We start from the raw sequence: 21,987 nt of genomic DNA on the forward strand, positions 1-21,987 counted from the left end.
CGCCAGAGCAATCCAGCTCCGACGGCCCTTCGTTATCCTGAAAAGCTATCAGGCGACCTTTTCGCCCGTCACCGGCATCGCGCCGAATGCACCGGCGTTGACGTTCCCTGCCAGCTTGCCGTCAGCGATGGTCGCTTCGCAATCCAGCGTCATCGGCATCGGCACGGTCATGTTCATTTTCCAGCTCAGCGTGTTGCCGTCGACCTTGCCGTCTTCGATATCCATCGAGCCCATGCCGCCGGCCATGTTGCCCGAGAAAGTGCCGTCACCGTTGTCGACGACGGTGAGAGTGCCGGACTGATCGCCCATCGGGCTTTTGACGGTGGTGTTGTAGGTACCGGAAAGTGACATCTGTGATCTCCCTGATTTGCTATGGCCAGTCGCTGCGGGGCGCCTCTGGCTTGGGTGGTGTTGTACACGTCAGCGGAGGGCGTTCAACCACTATCACGGGCAAAAACAAGGGGGCGGAAGGTGGCTGTGCGCCCCTTCCGCCCCCGATATTAGCAAGCCGTAGCGTCAGCCGCTGACGGCTTTTTTGCAGGTTTTATTCGGCGCCTTCCATCTGGCGCACTTCGACCGGCAGACCCAGCGATTCGAGCTGCGGCTGGACGACCGAGGCATCGCCGACGACGACCCACACGAAGTCATCGACATCGAGCGCGGCGCGCGCTGCGGCATCGAGGCTGTCGGTGGTCTGCGCGGTGTAGCGATCCACGAGCGTCTCGTAGTAATTGTCCGGACGGCCATAGAGCGCGATCGACTGCATCGCCCCCAGCACCGAGCCCGAGGTTTCGAAGCTGCCCGGCAGTTCGCCGATCTCGCTCGCCTTGTTGCGGGTCAGCTCTTCTTCGGTCACGCCGCTGGTCGTCAGGAATTCGCTGGTTTCGCGGATCATTTCCGCCACCGAATCCCCGGTGCGGTCTGCTTGCACGCCGCCGCTGATGGCATAGACCACTGCGTTTTCGCGCGCCTGCGGCCCGCCACGAACGCCATAGGACCAGCCCTTGGTCTCGCGCAGGTTCATGTTGAGACGGGCAAGGAAGTTGCCGCCCAGCGAGTTGTTGGCATTGGTGAAGTCGACATAGGCCGGATCGCTCGCATCAAGCGGCGTGACCTGCGCGCCGAGGATGAAGCTTTGCGGCGAATTCGGACGGTTGATCAGGACGATCCGCCCGCCTTGCGTGCTGGTGGGCAGGTTGGAGAAATCCTTTTCACCCTTTGCCACCGCCGGAGCGCTCCAGTCGCCGAATGCGGCGTTGAGTTGGGCCACGACTTCATCCATCGGCAGGCTGGAAATCACGAAGACTTCGCCGTTATCCGGGCGGATCCAGGTGTCCTTGAACGCGATCAGATCGTCGCGGGTGATGGCCGAAACGCTCTCGATCGTGGTGGTGCCGCCATAGGGCGTGCCGCCGAACAGCTCGGTACCGATCGCGCGCACGGCTATGCCCTGCGGCGAACGCATCTGTGAACGGATGCCGGTGATCGTCTGTGCCTTCACGCGGTTCAGGTCGCTTTCGTTGAAGGCTGGTTCGCGGATGATCGAGCTGAACAGGTCAAGCGACGGGGCGAGGTTGGCCGACAGCGCCGACAGGGTGAAGGACGACCGGTCATCTCCGCCGCCGGTGGAGATGTTGAGGCCCAGACGCTCACGCGCTTCGGCAATTTCCTGGCTCGACATGGTCGCGGTGCCTTCGTCGAACAGGCCCAGCGTGAGCCCTTCAAGCCCGCGCATGTCAACCGGATCAGCCGCCGAACCAGCGTTGAACGACATGGTGACATAGGTCGCGGGAACGGCGTCACGCATGGCGTAAGTCAGCTTCATGCCGTTGGCAAGCGTAGTGCGCTCGAAATCGGGGAAGTCGAGCTGCGGGACGGAATCGATTGCCGGAGCCGGACGGGTGACCGAAACCGTGATTTCCTCTGCCGCACGATCGCGTTCCGATGCGTTTTCGCCCTCGGCAGCGACGCTGGCGGCTTCCTCGTAGGTTCCGTCGCGCTCACCTGGTTCGAGCACCAGGGTGAAGGCGGGGCGGGTCATCCATTTCTGCATCGCGGCCTTCACGTCGGCCGGGGTGATCGAGGCGAGCGTCGCCAGCTGATCGACCGCAAAGGCCGGATCGCCTGCCAGCACTTCGCCGCGGGCCAGAGCCACGGCCTTGCCGCCGAATCCGCCGACCTGCTCAAGCCCGCGGATCGTGCCGGCCAGATCGCTGGTGGCGGCGCGGCGCACTTCGTCCTCGGTCGGGCCGGTTTTGATGTACCATTCGATGAGCTGCTTCAGTCGCGCTTCGAGCACGGCCGGATCAACGCCATCCTTCAGCGTGGCGCTGACATTGATAATGCCGACGCGCTGGAAGTCGAAATTGCCGGCCGAAACACCCACTGCCAACTGTTCGTCACGCACGAGGATTTCGTCGAGCCGGCTGGATGCAAGGCCGCCGAGCACGGCGGTGCCGACGTTGAGCGCGGTCAGATCCTCGCTCATGATGCCGGGGGCAGGCCAGTAGATGCTGATCTGGGTCGCTGCGACCTGATCCTTCATCACGGTGCGGACCGGTTCGGACAGGGTCGGGATTTCAGCGGCTGCCGGAGTGTTGACCGGGCCGCGCGCAATCGGGCCGAACCACTTTTCGACCAGCGGGCGCGCTTCCTCTGCGGACACGTCACCGGCCAGAACCAGAGTGGCGTTGTTGGGGCCGTACTTGTCGCGGAACCAATTGCGCACATCGTCCATCGATGCCGCGTCGAGATCAGCCATCGAGCCGATAACCGAGTGCTGGTACGGGTGGCCGTCGGGGAAGATCGTTCCGAGGATTTCGTAGAAGACGAGGCCGCCGGGCTGGTTGTCGCCCTGACGCTTTTCGTTCTGGACGACGCCACGCTGGTTATCGAGCTTTTCCTGCGTCACCGCGCCCAGCAGGTAGCCCATGCGATCGCTTTCCAGCCACAGCGCGCGTTCGAGCGCGGGGCGGGGCACCGTCTGGAAGTAGTTGGTGCGGTCGAAATTGGTGGTGCCGTTGTAATCCGTCGCGCCCATTTCCTGCAGGTACTGGAAATAGTCGGCGGGTGCGTTTTCCGAACCGTTGAACATCAGGTGTTCGAACAGGTGGGCAAAGCCGGTCTTGCCGGTGGGTTCGTCCTTCGAACCGACATTGTACCACACGGCCACGCCGACGATCGGCGCCTTGCGGTCTTCGTGGACGATGACGGTCAGGCCGTTTTCAAGCTGGAATTCCTCGTAGGGAATCTGGACCTGAGCAACCAGCGCCTCAAGATCGCCAGCCCCTTCGGAGACATTGTGCGTTGCGTCCATATGTGCATCGGCGAATGCCGGTGCTGCGGGCAGGGCAAGGGCAAGGCCGAGCGCCGCGCCAAGCGCGATGCGGCTGGTGGTGGCAAGACGAAGTTTCATGAAGATGCTCCCCGTTGGAAAATCGCAAGAATTGCTGGTGCGCTCGTGCGTGTTGGCCTGTCGGCGATCAACTGCAAAGCGCGGTTAATCGATCAAACGCGTCGGTCCATCGACGAGTTCCATAGTCTCGCACTAGCGCGCGTTGGTGACCTTTCGGCTGCTGCGGGCGGCGGCGCGGACATCCTCTTCCCAGAACCGCACCGGCTTCAGCCGCTCATTGGCGTAAAGCTCCATCTGGTCGGTGTAATGCGGGCTGTCGGGCCGCGTGGTCGCCGCGCCGAAGGGCTGGATCGACTGCGAGCGCACGCGGCTGCCATCGGCAGGCCATTCGACCCACTGGATAAAGCTGTCTCCGTGGCGCAGCGAGAGCCGCCCGTCATCGGCAACAGTCCAGGTGGTCATGGCGCGCAGTGTGTCCGATCCGCCAGACAGAGGCAGATCGACATCGCCCTGACGCAGCCGGAGAAGCTCGCTCATCGGCGGGTCGAGGCGGCCAAAGTGGGTCATCAGGTGATTCCCCGCTTCGCGCAGATGCTCATTTATCCGTGGGGCTTCGCCATTGTTGTATTCGGCGCTCATGTAATCCCGGATCATCAGCAGCGCGAGCGCATCCGCCGCACCGTTGCCATCGGCTGTGAAATCCCATGTCTTCAGCAGGTCTGCAGCGTCGTCAATTATCGGGTCTTCGGTTGTGAAGATCGAGATGTTCTCAAGTTGGTCGAACATCTGGGCGATATAGCCTTCGCGCTCATAGGTCTTGTCATACTTGATCCGCTCCAGCGTGGCGCGGTCCAGCGGGCCTTCGACTTCCGACAGCAAGCGATATGCGCGGCGAGAGCGGTTGGTCTGTTTCAGCTCAACCCCTAACACTGGTGAGAAGTCCGCCGGGTCCATATCGCTTCCCTCGCCAGCCGCCGTAAAGGGCGTGTTATTGGCGTTGTAGAGCCAGCCGGAGGCCGGATTGATCAGCTTCGGAATCTCGGCGTAATCGACGGTTCCCTGCCAGATCAGATCGCTGCGTGTCCCGTCGAGGATGCCGCGCCAGTTGGCCTTCACATCTTCGGGCCGGTCGGGGATGGCGGCATTGTAGACATAGGCGATGTTGCCTTCCCGGTCGGCGTAGATGAAGTTGGTCGAAGGGATCGCCATGCGCGCGATCTGTGTCTGCCATTCTTCGAGATTGGTCGCCTTGTTGATGCGGTAATAGGCGTCCAGCTGCTGCACGCTGCCCATCCCGCCGTAACGGATCGCGAAATAGCCCTTGTCGTTCTTGATCACCGGGCCGTGGACGCTGCGATAGACGGTGCGGCGGACGGGCAGGGTGATCGGCCCTAGCTTGACGGGCAGGGTGACGGTCTTCGTTTCCAGATCGCGCCATTCGCCATCCAGCTTGTACTGGGTTCCCGCCTCGTTGACCTCGAGCTGGTAGATGTCGGCCATGTCCGGCCGGTTCACCGTATTGGTCCAGCCGAGGTTTTCGTTGTGGCCAAGGAAGGGGAAGGGCGATCCGGGGAAGTTCGCGCCGGTAAAGTGCCAGCCTTCGCCCGATTGCACACCCAGTTCGTACCATGCGACGCCGCCGCGCAGCGGCTGGTGCGAATTCGAGATCAGCGTGGTCGGCCCGCCCGAACGCTCTGGCGTCACGGCCCAGGCGTTGGAGCCGAGATGTTCGGCTTCCTCGCCCCACGGCAGCACCAGATCGCGCCGCGCCTGCCCGCCGGGTTCGGCTTCGTCGACCGGGGCCGAAGCACCGGGAGTGGAGCCTTCGCGCGGGAAGCCGGGAATGTCCGGCCCGAATTCGCGGCGCAGTTCCTCGCCTGCGACAAGCGGCCCGACGACATTGCCAAGACCGTAGAAGAACGGCTGGCGCAGCACGAAACCGGCGGCGACATCCTCTCCGTTCACGGGGAACAGATTGGCGAGCTTGATCTCCTCCGGATGCTCTTCGGCATATTGGTTGAGCCCGGTGGCATAGGCTTCGAACAGGGCGCGCGTGTCTTCGGGCAGCCTGGGATATTCGCGTTCAGCCGTGCCGCGCGCGTCGAGCAGGTGATAGACGTAATCGAAGGTCGCGCCGTCTTCTCCCGCAATCGCGCCATAGCGTCCGCGCGACATGGCGATCACGTCCTGCAAGGTGAAGAAATCGTCCTCCGCATGGGCGATGGCGACACCGAAAGCGACGTCAGTATCGGTTTCGCCATAGATCATCGGCACGCCGAATTCGTCACGCACGATCTCGGCCGAATATTCGCGATACTCGGGCGCCTTTGCCTGATGCGCGAAAAACGGCTCCCACGTCGCCAGCGCGATGAATACGGCAAGCACGACAGCGGCGAGCGTGATGACGCCGCCCTTCAGGAATTTCATTATCTGACTCTCCGATCTCTCTTTGATGCGGACAATCGCCTTGCGAACGGACGCAGTCAAGCAGGCCAGTCAGGCAGGGTGCAAAGGGGGCTTGCAAACCGCCTTGCCCGACCCACCTAGTCAGGTAATACACCAATGTTGCAAAAAAGCGGTCGCTATGTCTTGTGTTGCTAAAATGCAACACCATCTTGGGCGGGTAACACCAATGAGGGGTCTTCAGACATGAATCTCGAAAAGTTCACCGATCGCGCCAAGGGCTTTCTGCAAAGCGCGCAAACCGTCGCGATCCGCATGAACCACCAGCGGATCACGCCGCTGCACCTGCTCAAGGCGCTACTTGAGGATGACGAAGGCATGGCCGCCGGGCTGATCCAGCGCGCGGGCGGCGAGGCGAGCCTTGCGGTAAGCGCGGTCGATATTGGCCTGTCCAAGATCCCGCAGGTTACCGGCAGCGGGGCGCAATCGACGCCGGGGCTCGACAATGATGCGGTGCGCGTGCTCGACAGCGCCGAACAACTCGCGGACAAGGCTGGCGACAGCTATGTCACCGTCGAACGGCTGCTCACCGCGCTGGCGATGGCGCCTGATTCCACCCGCGATGCGATGAAGGCTGCGAGCGTGACCCCGCAAGGCCTCAACGCCGCTATCGAACAATTGCGCGGTGGCAAGCGTGCTGACAGTGCCAACGCCGAAGCGAATTACGACGCGATGGAGAAATTTGCCCGCGACCTGACTCAGGCTGCGCGCGATGGCAAGCTGGACCCGGTGATCGGCCGCGACGAGGAAATCCGCCGCACCATCCAGATTCTCGCCCGGCGGACCAAGAACAATCCCGCGCTGATCGGCGAACCCGGCACGGGCAAGACGGCAATTGCCGAAGGGCTCGCGCTACGCATCGCCAATGGCGACGTTCCCGACAGCCTGAAGGGCCGCACTCTCATGTCGCTCGACATGGGCGCGTTGATCGCTGGCGCGAAATATCGCGGAGAATTCGAGGAGCGGCTGAAGTCGGTTCTGGACGAGGTGAAAAACGCCGAAGGCAATATCATCCTGTTCATCGACGAGATGCACACGCTGATCGGGGCGGGGGCCAGCGAAGGCTCGATGGATGCTTCCAACCTGTTGAAGCCCGCCCTTTCCCGCGGCGAGCTGCACTGCATCGGCGCAACCACTCTTGATGAATACCAGAAGTATGTCGAAAAGGACCCCGCGCTGCAGCGGCGGTTCCAGCCGGTGTTCATCGATGAACCCTCTGTAGAGGACACGATTTCGATCCTGCGCGGGATCAAGGACAAGTATGAACTGCACCACGGCGTGCGGATCACCGACGCCAGCATCGTGGCGGCGGCGCGCCTGTCCGACCGCTATATCCAGAACCGCTTCCTGCCCGACAAGGCGATCGACCTGATGGACGAGGCTGCCAGCCGCATCCGCATGGAGGTGGAGAGCAAGCCCGAGGAGATCGAGGCGCTCGACCGGCGGATCATCCAGCTGAAGATCGAGGAAAGCGCGCTGGCCAAGGAGGACGATGTCGCGTCGCAAGACCGGCTCGAAAACCTGCGCAAGGAACTGGCGGAGCTGGAGCAGGAGTCTTCCGAACTCACGACCCGCTGGCAGAACGAGCGCGACAAGATCGAAGCCGAAGGCAAGATCAAAGAAGAACTTGATACCGCGCGGCTGGAGCTTGAACAGGCGCAGCGTTCCGGCGACCTCGCCAAGGCGGGCGAGCTGTCCTACGGCACGATCCCCGCTCTCGAAAAGCGGCTCGCCGAGGCTGAGGCCATGAGCGAGAATGCGCTGCTGCGCGAGGAAGTGACCGAAGAGGACATCGCCAGCGTCGTGTCCCGCTGGACGGGCATCCCGATCGACAAGATGATGGAAGGCGAGCGCGAGAAGCTGCTCGACATGGAAAACATCCTCGGCAAGCGGGTGATCGGCCAGAGCCAGGCGATCGTCGCGGTGTCAAAGGCGGTGCGCCGCGCGCGCGCCGGCTTGCAGGACCCGAACCGGCCGCTTGGCAGTTTCCTGTTCCTCGGCCCGACGGGCGTGGGCAAGACCGAACTGACCAAGGCGCTCGCCGAATTCCTGTTCGATGACGATCAGGCGATGGTCCGGATCGACATGAGCGAATTCATGGAGAAGCATTCGGTCGCTCGCCTGATCGGCGCGCCTCCGGGCTATGTCGGCTATGACGAGGGCGGGGTGCTGACCGAAGCGGTGCGCCGGCGCCCGTATCAGGTGGTGCTGTTCGACGAGGTGGAGAAGGCGCATCAGGACGTGTTCAACGTGCTGTTGCAAGTGCTCGACGACGGGCACCTTACCGACGGGCAGGGCCGCAAGGTCGATTTCTCGAACACACTGATCATCCTCACTTCAAACCTCGGCAGCCAGTATCTCGCCAACCTGCCCGACGACGGGAAGGTCGCCGATGTCGAGGATCAGGTGATGGATGTGGTGCGCGGGCATTTCCGCCCCGAGTTCCTCAACCGGCTGGACGAGATCATCCTGTTCCACCGCCTCGCGATGGAGCACATGGCGCCGATCGTCGAAATTCAGGTCAAGCGGGTGCAGAGACTGCTCGACGATCGCAAGATCAAGCTCGATCTGACCGATGCCGCGCTGCGTTGGCTGGGCCGGGTGGGATACGATCCGGTCTACGGCGCGCGTCCGTTGAAGCGCGCGGTGCAGCGTTATCTGCAGGATCCGCTGGCCGAAATGCTGATCGAGGGCAGGGTGCTCGATGGCTCCACGATCCGCATCGACGAAGGCGACGGGGAATTGCAGATCGCGGTCGAGTGAGTCGGGACGGTTGTCATGCACCGTGCCTGTTACAAGGCCGTGAAATATTCTGACTGCGGTTGGACAGAATAAACAAGCAAGGCGGATTGTTGCGTGCAATCCGCCTTGCGCTATATTTTTTGGAAAGTTTCGCGCTTGCGATATTGCGGTTGCGAAAGCGGCTTGTGGGATTCCCGCAACACAAAGGGAGAAAGTCGCGCAAAATCGCGGTTCTTCCTGAACCTCTCATTTACATACCCCCCCTGCTATTGCACACAAACGTCACCGCAGGGGCTTTGTCGCGCAACCAACAGGGGTTTTGGCGCACGCAACGGGTAATTTTGCGTGCTGCCTTTTTGGAGTGGTGCTCGGCCAAGGTTCCGGTTGTCGTAACTGGAGTGATCATGAAGAAGTTTCACAACAATTCGCTGAAGGCGCTGGCCTTCTCCGCGTCGGCTATCGCGTTTGTGGTGGCCGGACCTGTCTATGCCCAGGACAATAGCGAAGAGGGGCAGGAAGAAGACGAAGAGCAGGTCGATGTCACGACCGATGCTTCGGGTCAGACTTCTGGCGGCGGTGGCATCACCGTTACCGGTTCGCGTATTGTCCGTGACACCTACAGCTCGATTTCGCCGCTGCAGGTTCTCAGCACCGAAAACCAGCAGGCAGTCGGCGCCTTCGACCCCGCGCAGATCCTGCAGCGTTCGGAAGCTGCTGCCGGTACGCAGATCGACGCGACCTTCCAGGGCTTCGTTCTTGACAACGGCCCGGGTTCGCAAACGATCAACCTTCGCGGTGTCGGCGCAGGCCGTACCCTCGTTCTCGTCAATGGCCGTCGCCTCGCACCTGCCGGTGTGGAAGGCGCGCCGACGTCTCCCTCGATCAACCTCATTCCGGCAACTCTGGTTGACCGCTATGACCTGCTGACCGACGGTGCTTCGTCGGTTTACGGTTCGGACGCTGTTGCCGGCGTTGTGAACGTCATCCTGCGCAAGGACTTCGACGGTTTGGAAATCCAGGCCAACGGCGACATCAACCCGATGGGTGCCGGTGAAGACTACTCGGTCAGCGGCGCATGGGGCTTCACCACCGACCGTGCCGTTTTCGGCATCGGGGCGGAATACCAGTTCCGCGACGAAGTGAAGCTGCGCGACCGTGACTTCCTGCGCGGTTGTACCACCAACCTCGAAGAAGATGCCGACGGCAACATCTACCGTCTCGGTCTTGCCGACAACGCCGCAGTCCAGGCTCGCACGCCCGGCGTCAGCGTTTCGGAAAGCGAGTGCATCATCTCCGGCATTTCGGGTCGTATCTTCCAGCCGTTCGCACGTTTCGGTTCGGTCTACTTCCCGGCCAATGGCAACATCGCCAACTTCCCGAACGATCCGCGCACCGGTCGTCCGTTCAACTTTGGCGAATCGACTGACGCTTTCGGTACCGACCTCGACATCAACGGTGACGGCATCCGCGATGTCGACTTCCAGAACGTGAACACCAATGCGAGCGAAGCCGAACTCGATCGGACCTTCATCTCGCAGCAAGAACTGATCAACGTCTTCGCATACGGCGAATACACCTTCCCGGGTGAGGCGAACATCACGCCGTTCTTCGAAGCGCAGTACACCCGCGCAGAGATCACCAACACCGGTGCAGGCAACCCGCAGTTGTTCCCGTCGGTCCCGGCTCCGAACATTTTCAACCCGTGTAACTTCACCACGAACCCGAACGGCGTCGACTGCCGCGCTGTGGACAACGAACTGCTTGGCCTTTCGAGCTTCCCGCGGATCCCGCCGGCGCTTTCGACAGGCTTTAACCTGCCGACCACGCCGATTGCCGCCATTCGTGGTGACCGTAACAGCTTCGACGTTGTGCAGGAGCAGTATCGCGGCGTACTCGGCGTTCGCGGCGACCTGCCCTTCATCGGCTCGTCCTGGACCTTCGAAGTTGCTGGCGTCTACTCGCGCTCGGACGGCGTGTCCTCGCGTCGCGGTATTCGTGAAGACCGTCTCGCGCTTGCTCTGGGTCTTGACCCGACGGCCGATTTTGACGGTGACGGCGTGATCGACAACGATGGCGATGGCATTGCTGACGATTACAACAACGGCATCGACGTTTTCGGCGGCGATCCGCTGTACATTGGCGAATGTAACGGTGCAGGTCTTGCCAACCCCGGTCTGGCTGCGCCCGATCTCAATGCTGCAGGCTGTGTGCCGGTGAACCTGTTCGCTGCAAGCGTCCTGACCGGTCCGGTCGGCGACTTCGAAACCCAGGCTGAGCGTGACTACCTGTTCGACAGCCGCGATTTCGACACCACCTACGAACAGATCCAGCTGTCGGCCTACATCACCGGCGACCTGTTGGAACTGCCCGCCGGCCCGGTCGGCGTGGTGCTCGGTGGCGAATGGCGTGAGGACAAGATCGAATCGAACCCCGACATCGTCGCTTCGAACGGTCTGTTCTTCGGCTTCTTCGCTGACGGCGGTGCATCGGGTTCCAAGTGGATCCGCGAACTCTTCGGCGAAATCGACATTCCGCTGATGGCAGGCGAAACGATGGTTGAGGAACTGTCGCTGAACGTCTCGGGCCGTCTGACCGACGAAGAATTCTACGGCACCAACGGCACCTTCGCCATCAAGGGCGGTTGGCGTCCGGTGGCTCCGCTGCTGTTCAAGTTCAGCTACGGCACGTCGTTCCGCGCGCCGAACCTGCGCGAGAACTTCCTGCGCGGCCAGTCGGGCTTCACCACCCTGTTCGACCCGTGCGCCGTCCCTGACAATGCATTCGTCAACGGTGCCTACGATCCGACGCTCGACCAGCGCGATGACTTCGTCCTCGCCAACTGTTCGCGCGAAGGTCGCGATCCGACCAGTGTCGGGATCGACTCCGAAGGTCTGAACACTCAGCAGTTGGTCAGCGGTGAAATCACCCAGGGTGGCTCGCTGGACATCGATCCGGAAACCTCACGCTCGATCACGACTGGCTTCGCCTTCGAGGAAAGCTGGGGCAGCGGGTTCGATTTCGCGTTCAACTTCAACTACTACGACATCAAGATCAAGGACGCGATCGTCGAGCCTTCGGGGCAGTTCATTATCAACGACTGCTACTTCCGCGAAGACGGTGCACGTTCGGAGTTCTGTGACCGTATCGATATCAACAGCACCGACCGCGCTCTCATCCAGGGTGTCCGCGCCGGCTTCCTTAACCGTGACCAGGAATCGGTCCGTGGTATCGATATCAACACGACCTTCGGCTACCCGCTGCAAATCGGCAACGAGACCTTCGATCTCACGCTGAACCTTGTTGCGAACAAGCTGATCGAGCGTTCAAACCTGCAAACTCAGGATGACGGTTCGGTTGTCGAATCGAACTTCACCGACCGCTTCGGCTTCCCGGACTGGACGGGTCGTCTGACCTTTGCCGCTGATTGGGAAGACTTCCGCTTCACCTATCAGGTCCGTTACATCGACGCGATCGGCAACTCGGACTCGGATGGTGTGGGCTGGCGTGACCGCATCGGCTTCGGCGATGCGTTCAACGGTGGTCCGGAAGGCGAATTCTCGCCGACCTGTCTGGGTAACGGTTCGCCGAACGGTGTTGTCGCGGGTGACGGAAACTTCTGCCGCCCGGTCGGTACTGCGCCCGAATACTTCGAGCACACCGCTTCGATCCGTTGGGACAGCGGCGACTTCCGCATCATCGCGGGTGTCCGCAACCTCTTCGACGAAGAGCCGCCGCTGGTATCGTCGCGTGCCGGGATCCTGCAGATCTCGAACGTTCCGATCGGTAACGGTTACGATCTCAACGGCCGCGAATTCTTCGCCCAGCTGCTGGCTCGTTTCTAAGCGGAGCCAAGGCTTGATCTAGCCATAAGGAGCGGCCCCTCGGGACTTGCCGGGGGGCCGCTTTTTTGTTTTATTCCTTGCTGCATGGGTCGTGCCGGAGTGGAGGTGAGGCGCACCCGTGGGGGACTTACTGGAAGAACCAACGGGAAGAATTGAAATCATGAACCTTTTGAAGAAGCCTCTCATGGCGGTGATGCTTGGTGTATCGACGCTGGGCCTCAGCGTTTCCGCTCCAACCGAGACACAGGCCACCGGCACCGTTCCGATCGATGTCTGGGCGCTGCGTGATGTTGTAAATGCGGTGCAGATTTCGCCGGATGGCAAACATCTGTTGGTGCACATCAACCCGAGCCGCGAAGGCGATTACCTGCTCCAGATCTACAAGACCGATGATCTGTCGAAGCCGTTTCGCACGCTGAATGCCGATCCCATGGAAATCACCGGGGCCGGGTGGGTCAGCGACAATCTGATCTTCGGCAGCGCATGGCAGATCAAGCGCGAGAGCGTACGCCGCCAGGAAGGTGACGTGCGCAATTACGCGAGCTATTTCTACAATCTCGACACCAACAAATTCCAGCAGATCGAAGGCAATTTCTCGATCGTGGAACGGCTTCCCGATGAACCGAACCACATCCTGATTGCGTCGGGTGCGGCCGTTGATGGCGGCCTCGGCAACGATCCTGCGGCAGCGTTCCGCCCGCGTTCCTATTACAAGCTCAACCTTGAAACGGGCTCGCGTGAGCTGGTGTTGCGCGGCACCAGCAAGTACGCCAACATCACGTTCGACAACAAGGGCAACCCCCGCTACGCGCAGGGCATCGACAGCGATCTCAAGATCAAGTCGTATTATCGCAAGCCGGGCGAATCGAGCTGGAAACAGTTTGGCGAGGAAATCGACCAGAACGATCCCGACAACCTCTACCGCCTGCTTGCCGGGTTCTTCGGTGTTGTCGGTTTCCACCACGAAAACCCCGACCTCGGCTATATCATCGACACCCGCGATGGTGACGACAAGGCGGCGCTGTGGCTGTTCAATTTCGAAACCGAGCAATATGTCGAAAAGCTCTTCCAGGCTGAAGATGCCGACGTGATGGGCATCGGCCTGCACTCGATCCCTGGCAACGACAAGCTCGCCTTTGCGTCCTATCCGGGCGAAAAGATGATGCGTCACTGGTTCGACGAGGAAGAAAAGGCGCTTTACGAAGCGCTTGAACAGCAGATTCCCTATGCGCATCAGTTGAGCATTTCGAGCCGTTCCTATGACGGGCGGACGATGGTCGTGTTCAACAACGGCCCGCGCGATCCGGGTTCGTTCTGGCTGGTGAAGGACGGGCAGCTGGCAAAACTTGGCAGCCGCAATCCGCTGATCGATCCGCAGCAACTCTCGGACGTCAAGTTCATCCGCTATCCCGCCCGCGACGGCAAGCTGACGATCCCCGGCTATGTCACCGTACCCAAGGGTGAGCCGCCGTTCCCGCTGATCGTGCTGCCGCACGGCGGCCCGGCCGTTCCCGAAGTCGTGACCTATGACGAATGGGGGCAGCTGCTCGCCAATGCCGGCTACATGGTGTTGCAGCCCGGCTATCGCCAGACGGTCGGCTGGGGCAAGAAGCATTTCGATCTCGCCTATCACGAACACGGCGGGACGATGCAGGACGACAAGGACGACGGCGCGCTCTGGCTGGTGGAGCAGGGCCTCGTCGATCCTGACCGGATGGCGATGTTCGGTTGGTCGTACGGCGGCTATGCGGCACTCGTCGCAGCTGCCCGCGAAAACAACATCTATCAGTGCGCGATCGCCGGTGCTGCGGTGTCGCGTCCCGAAATCTGGTACAACGACATCAAGCGGGGCATCCGCGCCAAGGCGCTGGACGACTGGTTCCAGGGTCGCGGCGTCTATTTCGGCACCAACCCGTACAAGGAAGTCGACAAGGTCAACATCCCGCTGCTGATGGTTCATGGCGAAGACGACAGCCGCGTGCTGCTGTACCACATGACCGATTACCAGAAGGCGTTCGAGGCGGCCGGCAAGCAGGGTGAATTCGTCACCCTCAAGGATGCCGATCACTTCTATCGCACGCTGATGTACACCCACCAGCAACAGTTCTACACCAAGATGCTGGATTACCTCGCGAATGATTGCGGCCCCGGCGGCCTCTGATCACGCGATGACGTCACAATAGAAAAGGGCCCGTCGGTTGCGGCGGGCCCTTTTTGTATCTTGCGGCAAGTGCTTGAGGCGAAGGGTTATTCCACCCGCCGGCCTTTGATCCCGGTCTGCCCGGCGATACGGACAAAAAAGTAGCCCATCGTGGCCTTCTTGAATTCCACCGCGTCCCCATCTTTGATCGTGCGAAGCCGTGAAGGAATATTGTTTAGCTCCCACACCGCGCCCTCGGCAGTGGTGAAGCGCGCCGAATTGCGCCCCGTGTAGCGAACGCTGGCGATAGTTGTCTCGAACAGTTCGTCGGCCTCATCGCCGCCGCCGAAAAGACCGATATTTGGCAGCGAGAAGCCGAACAGGCTGCGGCGGGTTTCGCGCACGTCTTCCTTGTCGATGACCTGAACATCGCCCGCATCATTCGCAGCGAGGATCGCGCCGACTGCTCTGTCAAAGCAGGCCAGGCGCGCCATATCATCGGTAAGCGTCTGGCAGGTCTTCAGATTTTCGACATAGTCGGGCTGGGCGGTGGGAGCATCGTCTTGCGCCGCCAGCGGGGCCGCTCCGATCGCGAGGACACCCGCCGCCATTCCGGCCAACATCTTAGGCATCAGCGGTGATTGCAGCGATTTTTGCATAATCAGAATTCTCCCTTTTGCCGATCCCGGCTTTTGCCAGAGCATAGCGCAGGCTGGCGCCGAACAGCAGTCCTAATGCGCCGTGCCCGTGTCAGCAGTTAGTCACACATGAAACTGTAGCGTGTTTGCCACAGGTCCACAGCAACCTTGTGATGGGTGCCCCTGATAGATTGCGAATAGCGCAACGGATGTCATAGAGCCGAAACATACGGGTAGCTGCCCGTACGTGTGAATTGTGCGCCATTTCGGCGGACATATCCAAGGGGACTAAAATGAACCGCTTTAGCAAGGGCTCGCTCCTGGCTGGCACCATCATGGCAGGCGCCATGATCGCCACCCCGGCTTACGCTCAAGACAACGAAGAAGGCGCATCGGAAGACAACCGTATCGTCGTCACCGGCTCGCGCATTCAGCAGCGCAACGTCGAAACCGCCGCTCCGGTGGCAGTCGTCGCCGCCGAGGAATTCCAGCTTTCGGGTACGGTCAACGTTGAAAACGTCGTCAACACCCTGCCGCAGGTCATTCCGGGCACGACTTCGTTCTCGAACAACCCCGGTAACGGTACCGCCACTCTGAACCTGCGTGGCCTCGGCACCACCCGTACCCTGGTTCTCGTCAACGGCCGTCGCTGGGTGTCGTTCGACACCGCGCAAATCGTTGACCTTAACACCATCCCGTCGTTTCTGCTCGACTCGGTCGACGTTGTGACCGGTGGTGCATCGGCCGTTTACGGTTCGGACGCACTCGCAGGCGTCGTGAACTTCAACCTCAAGAAGGTTGAAGGTCTCGAAATGGGCGGCCAGTACTCGATCACCGAAGAAGGTGACGGCGCTCGCTACCAGCTGTACGGCGCGATCGGCACCAGCTTTGATGACGGCCGCGGTAACGCAACCGTCTACGCCGAATACTACAACCGTTCGAGCGTTTTCCAGGGCGATCGTCCGTTCTCGAACTTCGCGATCGGCGCTGAAACCTTCGATGACAACCTGCAGCAGTTCGGTTCGTCGACGCTTCCGAACGGCGTGATCCGTTACTTCGGCGACGGTGACCGCACCGGCACCGATTTTGCCGCCAACCGCGCAGTTGTGTTCGACAACACCCCGGGTGATTTCCGCACCCGCACCGGCGACACCTACAACTACGCGCCGGTCAACTACCTGCAGATCCCGCAAGAGCGTTATCTGCTGGGTGGCTATGCCGACTATGAATTCACCGATGGCCACACCGCCTACACCGAAGTGACCTACGTCAACAACCGCGTGCAGCAGGAACTCGCTGCTACGCCGGTGACCGGTACGTTCAACGTCGATCTCGCGACCATTCAGCCGTTCCTCAACGCGGCCGAATTCGCGCAGCTTCAGCAGCTGGACAACACCGAAACGACCGGAACCGCTGACGGCGTTCTGTCGCTGTTCCTGCAGCGTCGTACGGTTGAAACCGGTTCGCGTAACTCGCTGGACGAGCGTAACGCATTCCGTGTTCTGGCAGGTGTGAAGGGTGAGATCACCGACAACCTGTTCTACGATGTGTACTACAGCTATGCGCGTACGCGTAACGCCAACGTTCAGGCTGGTAACATCTCGCGCTCGGCCTTCCAGGCTGGCCTCGACGGAACCGGCACCGCGATCAACATCTTCGGTCCGAACACCCTGACCCCGGCGATGGTTGCGGCCATCTCGATCCAGGCGCAGAACGGCGACATCTCGACTCAGGAAATCGCATCGGCTGCGATCTCGGGCTTCCTTGGTGAAATCACCTCGGGTGCCGGCGATATCGGCTTCGCGGTCGGCGCAGAGTACCGCAAGGTTGCTTCGCAGTTCATTCCTGACACTGCACTGTCGTCGGGCGACGTGATCGGCTTTAACGCTGGTCAGGCCACCCAGGGCGGCTACGATGTGAAGGAACTCTTCGCCGAACTTAACGTCCCGGTCTTCGACAACGGCATGCAGCGTCTCGAGCTGAGCGGTGCAGCCCGTTATTCGGACTACGCACTCGACCTCGTCGGCGGCGTGTGGACCTATGCCGGTGGCGTCGAATTCGACGTGATCCCTGACATCAAGCTGCGCGGTCAGTACCAGCGTGCAGTTCGCGCTCCGAACGTGGGCGAACTGTTCGGCGGTCTGGCAATCGGCTTCCCGGGTGCAACCGACCCTTGTTCGCAAGCAGGCGCGATCACCGATGCCGGTCTTAACGCCCTGTGCGTTGCCAACGGCGTGCCCGCAGGCTCCGTCGGTAGCTCGGCGATCCAGATCAACGCTCAGATCCCGGCGCTGTTCGGTGGTAACCCGAACCTCGGCGAAGAAACCTCGGACAGCTGGACCGTTGGTGCGGTTTTCCGTCCGTCGTTCCTTCCGGGCCTGACGCTGACGGCTGACTACTTCAACATCACCATTGAAGACGCAATCACCACCGTTGGTCTGCAGACGCAGTTCGATCTGTGCTTCGGCTCGTCGGGCGCCCGCAATCTGTCGGATCCGGCGTGTCTGCCCTTCGTTGGTGTGCGTAACTCGGCCGGTATCATCGACGTCAACAACCCGCCGCGTCTCGGCGGTCAGAACGTGGCCGAATTCTCGGTTGCTGGTGTTGACATCGAGCTGAACTACTCGACCGACGTTGGCTTCTCGCTCTTCGGCACCGATGGTTCGCGTTTGAACTTCAACATTCTCGCGACCTACACCGACGAATCCAGCTTCATTCCGCTGGCTGGTTCGCCGCAGATTGATTGTGCTGGTCTGTTCGCAGGTCAGTGCGGTGAGCCGACGCCTGAGTGGAAGTGGAACTCGCGTCTGTCGTGGATCGACGGACCGGTGACCACCTCGCTGCGCTGGCGTCACCTCGGCAGCGTCACCTCGCAGGACTCGGTTCTCAACGGTGGCCTCGTCGACTATGCGTCGTTCAACGGTATCGATCAGATCAGCAGCTACGACCTGTTCGACCTCACCTTCTCGGTTGAAGCGAGCGAGAACGTGACGATCACTGCGGGTGTCAACAACCTGTTCGACAAGCTGCCGGGCACTCCGCTGTTCGACGCGAACGGCATTGTGACCAACCGTCCGAACAGCCTCCTGCTTGGTGACAACCAGGAGCAGGCCAACACCTACCCGAGCACCTACGACGTGCTGGGTCGTGACTTCTTCATCTCGGCCGCGTTCAAGTTCTAAGAACAACGCGGCTCTGATAAGAGCTACAGAATTGGGGCGGTGGACTTCGGTCCGCCGCCCTTTTTCGTTGGCGTCTTGCGAGGGGCCTCGTCCGACCAAGGCGCACTAATCCCAGCACGAAAGATCGCGCGAAAACTTCGGCAATTTCAGTGAAGTTGGGCGTCAGCCCAGGCGCAGGAAATCGGCGAGCGCCCGACCCGAAGGTTCGCGCACCTCAGTCGTTTCGCGAAGGCCCATCCCATGAACGCCGAATGCGGCGATCAACGCCGGTCGATCATCGGCAGTGGCGCACGCACCCGCAAGCGACTTGATCCGCCCGATTTCATTCGCAGCCTGATCGGTGATTGCGGTAATCGTCGCCTCGACGGATTGCGGGCCGTCTTTCTCGCCCATGATGCACGCCCGTCGCAGGGCTTCCGGGATTTCCCATGCAGGGCTGCTCGACCCGAATTTCGCTTCGCCAAGGATTGCCAAGGCTGCCGCGACTTGCGCCGCCACGCCTGCACCCGCGCCCGGGGTGTTGAGCGCTTTTCGGACCGCGCCTGCCGCGTTCACTTCGCCAAGCACCCAGTCGATCTGGACCTGACGTGCGCGGTTGTGTTCCAAAATCGGGCCGTCCCCGCGATGGACCATTAGCCCGGCAGTGCCGCCGGGCTTCAGCACCCGCACGATTTCCGCCGCGGTGGCGGAGGTGTCGCCATATTCGAAACCGAACTGGCTGACGACTGCATCGAAGCTCGAATCGTCGAACGGAAGGAATTCCATCTCAACCCCGCCCTGGATCTTGGTCCCGTCAGGGGCGGGCGGCAATTCGGGCGCGAGGTCGATCCCTTCAAGCACAAGATCCGCGCGCGCCTCGCGCATCCAGCGCAGCACGCGCCCATCACCGGTGGCGAGATCAAGGACACGCGCGCCCTCGGGCAAACCGGCGATGAATCCGCGCCAAGCCCGCTTTTGCGCCTCTTCGATAGCCGCCCAGCGTTCTGGCAGGCAGCCATTGGCTTCGCTGGCGGAGTTCCTTGCCCAGAAATCGCTCCAGGCGGCGGCGTCTTGTGCGCGTGCATCTTCAGTCATGGTGAAGTGCTCTAGCGCGCCTTTGTCACCACGTCGAATGCAACGGTCATCCGTTCGGAATCCGGCCCGCCGCCAGCCCCGAACGGTGTGGTTCCGTGGTAGAGGGTGGAGGGAAACAGCGCGAGATGCCCTGTCTTTGGCTGGATGCTGCGCACCGGCGGCAGGTCTAGGCCGAGATCGGGAGGTGGCCGCCCGATTTCGAGCCAGCCGAATTGCTCCGGTCCTTCGGCAGCGGGCGGCACCACTAGATAGGCGGCGGAAGAAACGATCCCCTGCGGGTGGATATGCGCGGTGTGATAATCCCCTGCGCCTGTGCCTCCGCCGGTCAATCGCACCGACCACGATCCTTCCAGCCGCCACGGCGTCTCGCGGTGGCGCAGCAGCGGGTGACTTTCATCCAGCGCGGGGAGGTCGCCGCGATACGCCTCAAGCGTGGCCCGGATCGCTTCGTGCAATTCCGCCAGCAGCGGTTCTGTCCGGTGGAACAGAATGCCGCGTGTCTGGGTTCCTCCGCGCAGGCTTTGGCCCAGCGGCATTGCCGATCCCGCGTGCAACACGCGCAGTTCCGCCACGGCATCGTCCACCAGCCCCTCGCGCCCGACCAGCGGGCGCAGCTGCACCAGCCCCGCCTGTTCGTGCAACCATTCGGCCCGAGCATCCCCGGCAACGCGCCACGCCATGCCGCGCAGCGCCCAGGCGTTGATGTCCCACGGATCATTCGCCAGTGCGCGATCGAGCAGCGCCTCTGCCCGTTCGATCTGTCCGGCGCGGATTCGGTGGCGGGCTTCGTGAAGGGCGCGCATCGGCGTATCGAGCTGCAGCCCGGCAAAGATCGCGTCCGCCCGATCCCAGTCGCCTGCCGAACCGGCATGCACCGCTTCGAGAAGTGCGAAATGGGGTTCGTTCGGGAAACGCGCGCGGGCCTCGGTCGCGACTTGCGCGGCCTGTTCCGCATAGTCCAGCCCGGCAAAAACCTCGGCGTGCGCCGAAGGAATATTGGGGTCCTGCGGAGCCTTTGCCGCCGCCGCGCGAAAGGGCGAGGTGAAGTCAACTTCTCCCGCCGCAAGCTTGAGCCCGGAGAAGAACTCCAAGGCGGCAATGAAGCCGGGTGCCTGTTCGCACAATTGCTGCGCGATCAGGCGTGCGCCCTTGATATCGCCAGCAACATCAAGCGCCTGCGCCTTGCCCAGCCACAGATCGGCGTCACCTGGATTGACCGCCAGAGCCGCATCAAACCGGGTGACCGCATCGCGCTCCCCACGTTCGAGCGCCACACGGGCACGGCCATGCAAGGCTCGCGGGTGGCGAGGCTCGAGCCCCAGCACCACGTCATACCAATGCGCGGCCTCAGCCGCCTCCCCCAATGCCCGGTGCGAAAGCGCACGCACGCTGCCATAACGGGGAACGGTGCGGCCCTGCTTTTCGAGCTTGCCGAGCGCGTCGATTACTTCGCCGTGGCGGTTCAGCCGTTGCAAGGCAATCGCGTGGTTGATCGCGTAATCGAGCATGTCGGGCGCGAGCTCGCAGGCGGCTGCGAAATGCGCGATCGCTGTCACTGCGTCGCCTGATTTCAGCGCCAGATCACCCGCCGCATCGGCCAGTGCGGCATCGCCCGGATGCGCCTTGCGGGCTTGCTCGGCGATGGCGCGGGCTTGGGCGAGGTTGTTTTGCTGCATCGCCATACGGATGCGCACCATCGCCTCTGCCGGGGTCGGTATTGTTGTCATTGGCTGCGCAGCCACCCCGTCACCGCGATCCGCCCGATCGGCGCGAAGGGCGGGACATAGCTGACCAGATGCGATTGCGGCACCTTGAACAGGTTGAGCGCGTTGAAGCGCGGGCGGAATCCTTCGACGACGTCGCCTTCGTCATCGAGGAACAGCAGATAGCCGCCCCAGTCCGGGTGCCAATCAGGCGGCGCGAAGTTCAGGACATAGGCGACTTCCCAACCTTCGGCGACATGGCTGTCGATATGGCGGCCAAGATAGTGGCCGGGCGCGAACAGCGATGCTTGCCCATCGGCCTTGATCAGATTGGCCATTCCGGTGACGTCGCGAGCCAGCGCCATGAAGGATTCGGAATTGATGTGTTCCAGCAGGATTTCGTGCGGGCCGCCGGGGTCCCATCTTTCCTGTATCGCAGTCAGGATCGGGTAATGGGCAAAGCGAAAGCCGTATTCGCCCCGCGCACTGTTGTTCTGCGCGCCCATCGCGGCGGCATTGACCCGTTCGGCACCCTGCGGCGTGCGGATTTCCTCAAGGCGGAAGCTCTGGCGGTTTTCGTCGCCTGCTCCTGTCGCCATGCCCCAAGGCGTGCCCTTGGCCAGCACGGTTGCCACTTCGCGGGCGGTTTCGGGGGTCAACACGTCGCGTACCTGCACCCGCCCGTGCGTTGCAAAGCGGCGGGCGAGGGCGGCGCGATCCAGTGCGGGATTGAGTTCGAACAGCTTCTTCATCGTCATTTCACCGATAGCGACTGCGCGATGCTTCGCGCAAGCGCACTGACGAAGATCAAACAGCGCATTTGGCCAGTTGATTTAGCCCGCGCGCTC

General features: G+C 61.8%; 11 protein-coding genes. 4 read left to right on the forward strand and 7 right to left on the reverse strand.

Going from position 1 to position 21,987, the window contains the following annotated elements:
- Positions 1–48: 48 nt before the first annotated feature.
- The 3 genes from AABA34_RS06090 to AABA34_RS06100 form a co-directional block, all read right to left on the reverse strand.
- Positions 49–351, reverse strand: coding sequence for a hypothetical protein (locus AABA34_RS06090; protein ID WP_034952324.1), 303 nt, complete (start codon positions 349–351; stop codon positions 49–51).
- Positions 352–544: 193 nt separating this feature from the next.
- Positions 545–3,415 (reverse strand): M16 family metallopeptidase, encoded by a 2,871-nt coding sequence (locus AABA34_RS06095; protein ID WP_338304347.1) that lies wholly within the window; start codon positions 3,413–3,415, stop codon positions 545–547.
- Positions 3,416–3,547: 132 nt separating this feature from the next.
- Positions 3,548–5,782, reverse strand: a complete 2,235-nt coding sequence (locus tag AABA34_RS06100) for an acylase (RefSeq protein ID WP_338304348.1) — start codon at positions 5,780–5,782, stop codon at positions 3,548–3,550.
- 222 nt (positions 5,783–6,004) lie between these two features.
- Here AABA34_RS06100 and clpB point away from each other — a divergent pair, with 222 nt between their 5' ends.
- The 3 genes from clpB (at position 6,005) to AABA34_RS06115 (ending at position 14,563) form a co-directional block, all read left to right on the forward strand.
- Positions 6,005–8,581 carry an ATP-dependent chaperone ClpB gene (clpB, locus tag AABA34_RS06105; protein ID WP_338304349.1) on the forward strand — a complete coding sequence of 859 codons (2,577 nt, stop codon included), beginning with the start codon at positions 6,005–6,007 and terminating at the stop codon, positions 8,579–8,581.
- 383 nt (positions 8,582–8,964) lie between these two features.
- Positions 8,965–12,402: a TonB-dependent receptor domain-containing protein gene (locus AABA34_RS06110; protein ID WP_338304350.1), complete on the forward strand. Its 3,438-nt coding sequence runs from the start codon at positions 8,965–8,967 to the stop codon at positions 12,400–12,402.
- A gap of 160 nt (positions 12,403–12,562) precedes the next feature.
- Positions 12,563–14,563 carry an alpha/beta hydrolase family protein gene (locus AABA34_RS06115; protein WP_338304351.1) on the forward strand — a complete coding sequence of 667 codons (2,001 nt, stop codon included), beginning with the start codon at positions 12,563–12,565 and terminating at the stop codon, positions 14,561–14,563.
- 86 nt (positions 14,564–14,649) lie between these two features.
- Here the strand turns inward: AABA34_RS06115 and AABA34_RS06120 are convergent, their stop codons facing one another.
- Positions 14,650–15,246 carry a hypothetical protein gene (locus tag AABA34_RS06120; protein ID WP_338304352.1) on the reverse strand — a complete coding sequence of 199 codons (597 nt, stop codon included), beginning with the start codon at positions 15,244–15,246 and terminating at the stop codon, positions 14,650–14,652.
- 227 nt (positions 15,247–15,473) lie between these two features.
- On the opposite strand from AABA34_RS06120, the gene AABA34_RS06125 reads away from it, so the two are divergent.
- The gene (locus tag AABA34_RS06125; RefSeq protein WP_338304353.1) at positions 15,474–18,362 is read left to right on the forward strand and encodes a TonB-dependent receptor domain-containing protein; all 2,889 of its coding nucleotides are present in this window, start codon (positions 15,474–15,476) and stop codon (positions 18,360–18,362) included.
- A 162-nt stretch (positions 18,363–18,524) separates the two neighbouring features.
- Here AABA34_RS06125 and AABA34_RS06130 read toward each other — a convergent pair whose 3' ends face one another.
- From AABA34_RS06130 to AABA34_RS06140, 3 genes are read right to left on the reverse strand one after another with little or no spacing between them, the layout of a single operon-like run.
- Positions 18,525–19,436 carry a class I SAM-dependent methyltransferase gene (locus AABA34_RS06130; RefSeq protein ID WP_338304354.1) on the reverse strand — a complete coding sequence of 304 codons (912 nt, stop codon included), beginning with the start codon at positions 19,434–19,436 and terminating at the stop codon, positions 18,525–18,527.
- An 11-nt stretch (positions 19,437–19,447) separates the two neighbouring features.
- Positions 19,448–21,163 (reverse strand): putative 2OG-Fe(II) oxygenase, encoded by a 1,716-nt coding sequence (locus AABA34_RS06135; RefSeq protein ID WP_338304355.1) that lies wholly within the window; start codon positions 21,161–21,163, stop codon positions 19,448–19,450.
- Positions 21,160–21,891, reverse strand: a complete 732-nt coding sequence (locus tag AABA34_RS06140; RefSeq protein ID WP_338304356.1) for a 2OG-Fe(II) oxygenase — start codon at positions 21,889–21,891, stop codon at positions 21,160–21,162. The genes AABA34_RS06135 and AABA34_RS06140 overlap by 4 nt, the downstream gene beginning before the upstream one ends.
- Positions 21,892–21,987 lie beyond the last annotated feature (96 nt).

Origin of the sequence: Erythrobacter sp. Dej080120_24 (genome assembly GCF_036322605.1) — a bacterium.
Classification (GTDB): Bacteria; Pseudomonadota; Alphaproteobacteria; order Sphingomonadales; family Sphingomonadaceae; genus Erythrobacter; species Erythrobacter aurantius.

Excerpts from the sequence above, each read along its gene's own strand:
- AABA34_RS06090 (WP_034952324.1), bottom strand. The coding sequence starts at position 351 with ATGTCACTTTCCGGTACCTACAACACCACCGTCAAAAGCCCGATGGGC.
- clpB (WP_338304349.1), top strand. The coding sequence starts at position 6,005 with ATGAATCTCGAAAAGTTCACCGATCGCGCCAAGGGCTTTCTGCAAAGC.
- AABA34_RS06095 (WP_338304347.1), bottom strand. The coding sequence starts at position 3,415 with ATGAAACTTCGTCTTGCCACCACCAGCCGCATCGCGCTTGGCGCGGCG.
- AABA34_RS06135 (WP_338304355.1), bottom strand. The coding sequence starts at position 21,163 with ATGACAACAATACCGACCCCGGCAGAGGCGATGGTGCGCATCCGTATG.
- AABA34_RS06130 (WP_338304354.1), bottom strand. The coding sequence starts at position 19,436 with ATGACTGAAGATGCACGCGCACAAGACGCCGCCGCCTGGAGCGATTTC.
- AABA34_RS06100 (WP_338304348.1), bottom strand. The coding sequence starts at position 5,782 with ATGAAATTCCTGAAGGGCGGCGTCATCACGCTCGCCGCTGTCGTGCTT.
- AABA34_RS06120 (WP_338304352.1), bottom strand. The coding sequence starts at position 15,246 with ATGCTCTGGCAAAAGCCGGGATCGGCAAAAGGGAGAATTCTGATTATG.
- AABA34_RS06115 (WP_338304351.1), top strand. The coding sequence starts at position 12,563 with ATGAACCTTTTGAAGAAGCCTCTCATGGCGGTGATGCTTGGTGTATCG.
- AABA34_RS06125 (WP_338304353.1), top strand. The coding sequence starts at position 15,474 with ATGAACCGCTTTAGCAAGGGCTCGCTCCTGGCTGGCACCATCATGGCA.
- AABA34_RS06110 (WP_338304350.1), top strand. The coding sequence starts at position 8,965 with ATGAAGAAGTTTCACAACAATTCGCTGAAGGCGCTGGCCTTCTCCGCG.
- AABA34_RS06140 (WP_338304356.1), bottom strand. The coding sequence starts at position 21,891 with ATGAAGAAGCTGTTCGAACTCAATCCCGCACTGGATCGCGCCGCCCTC.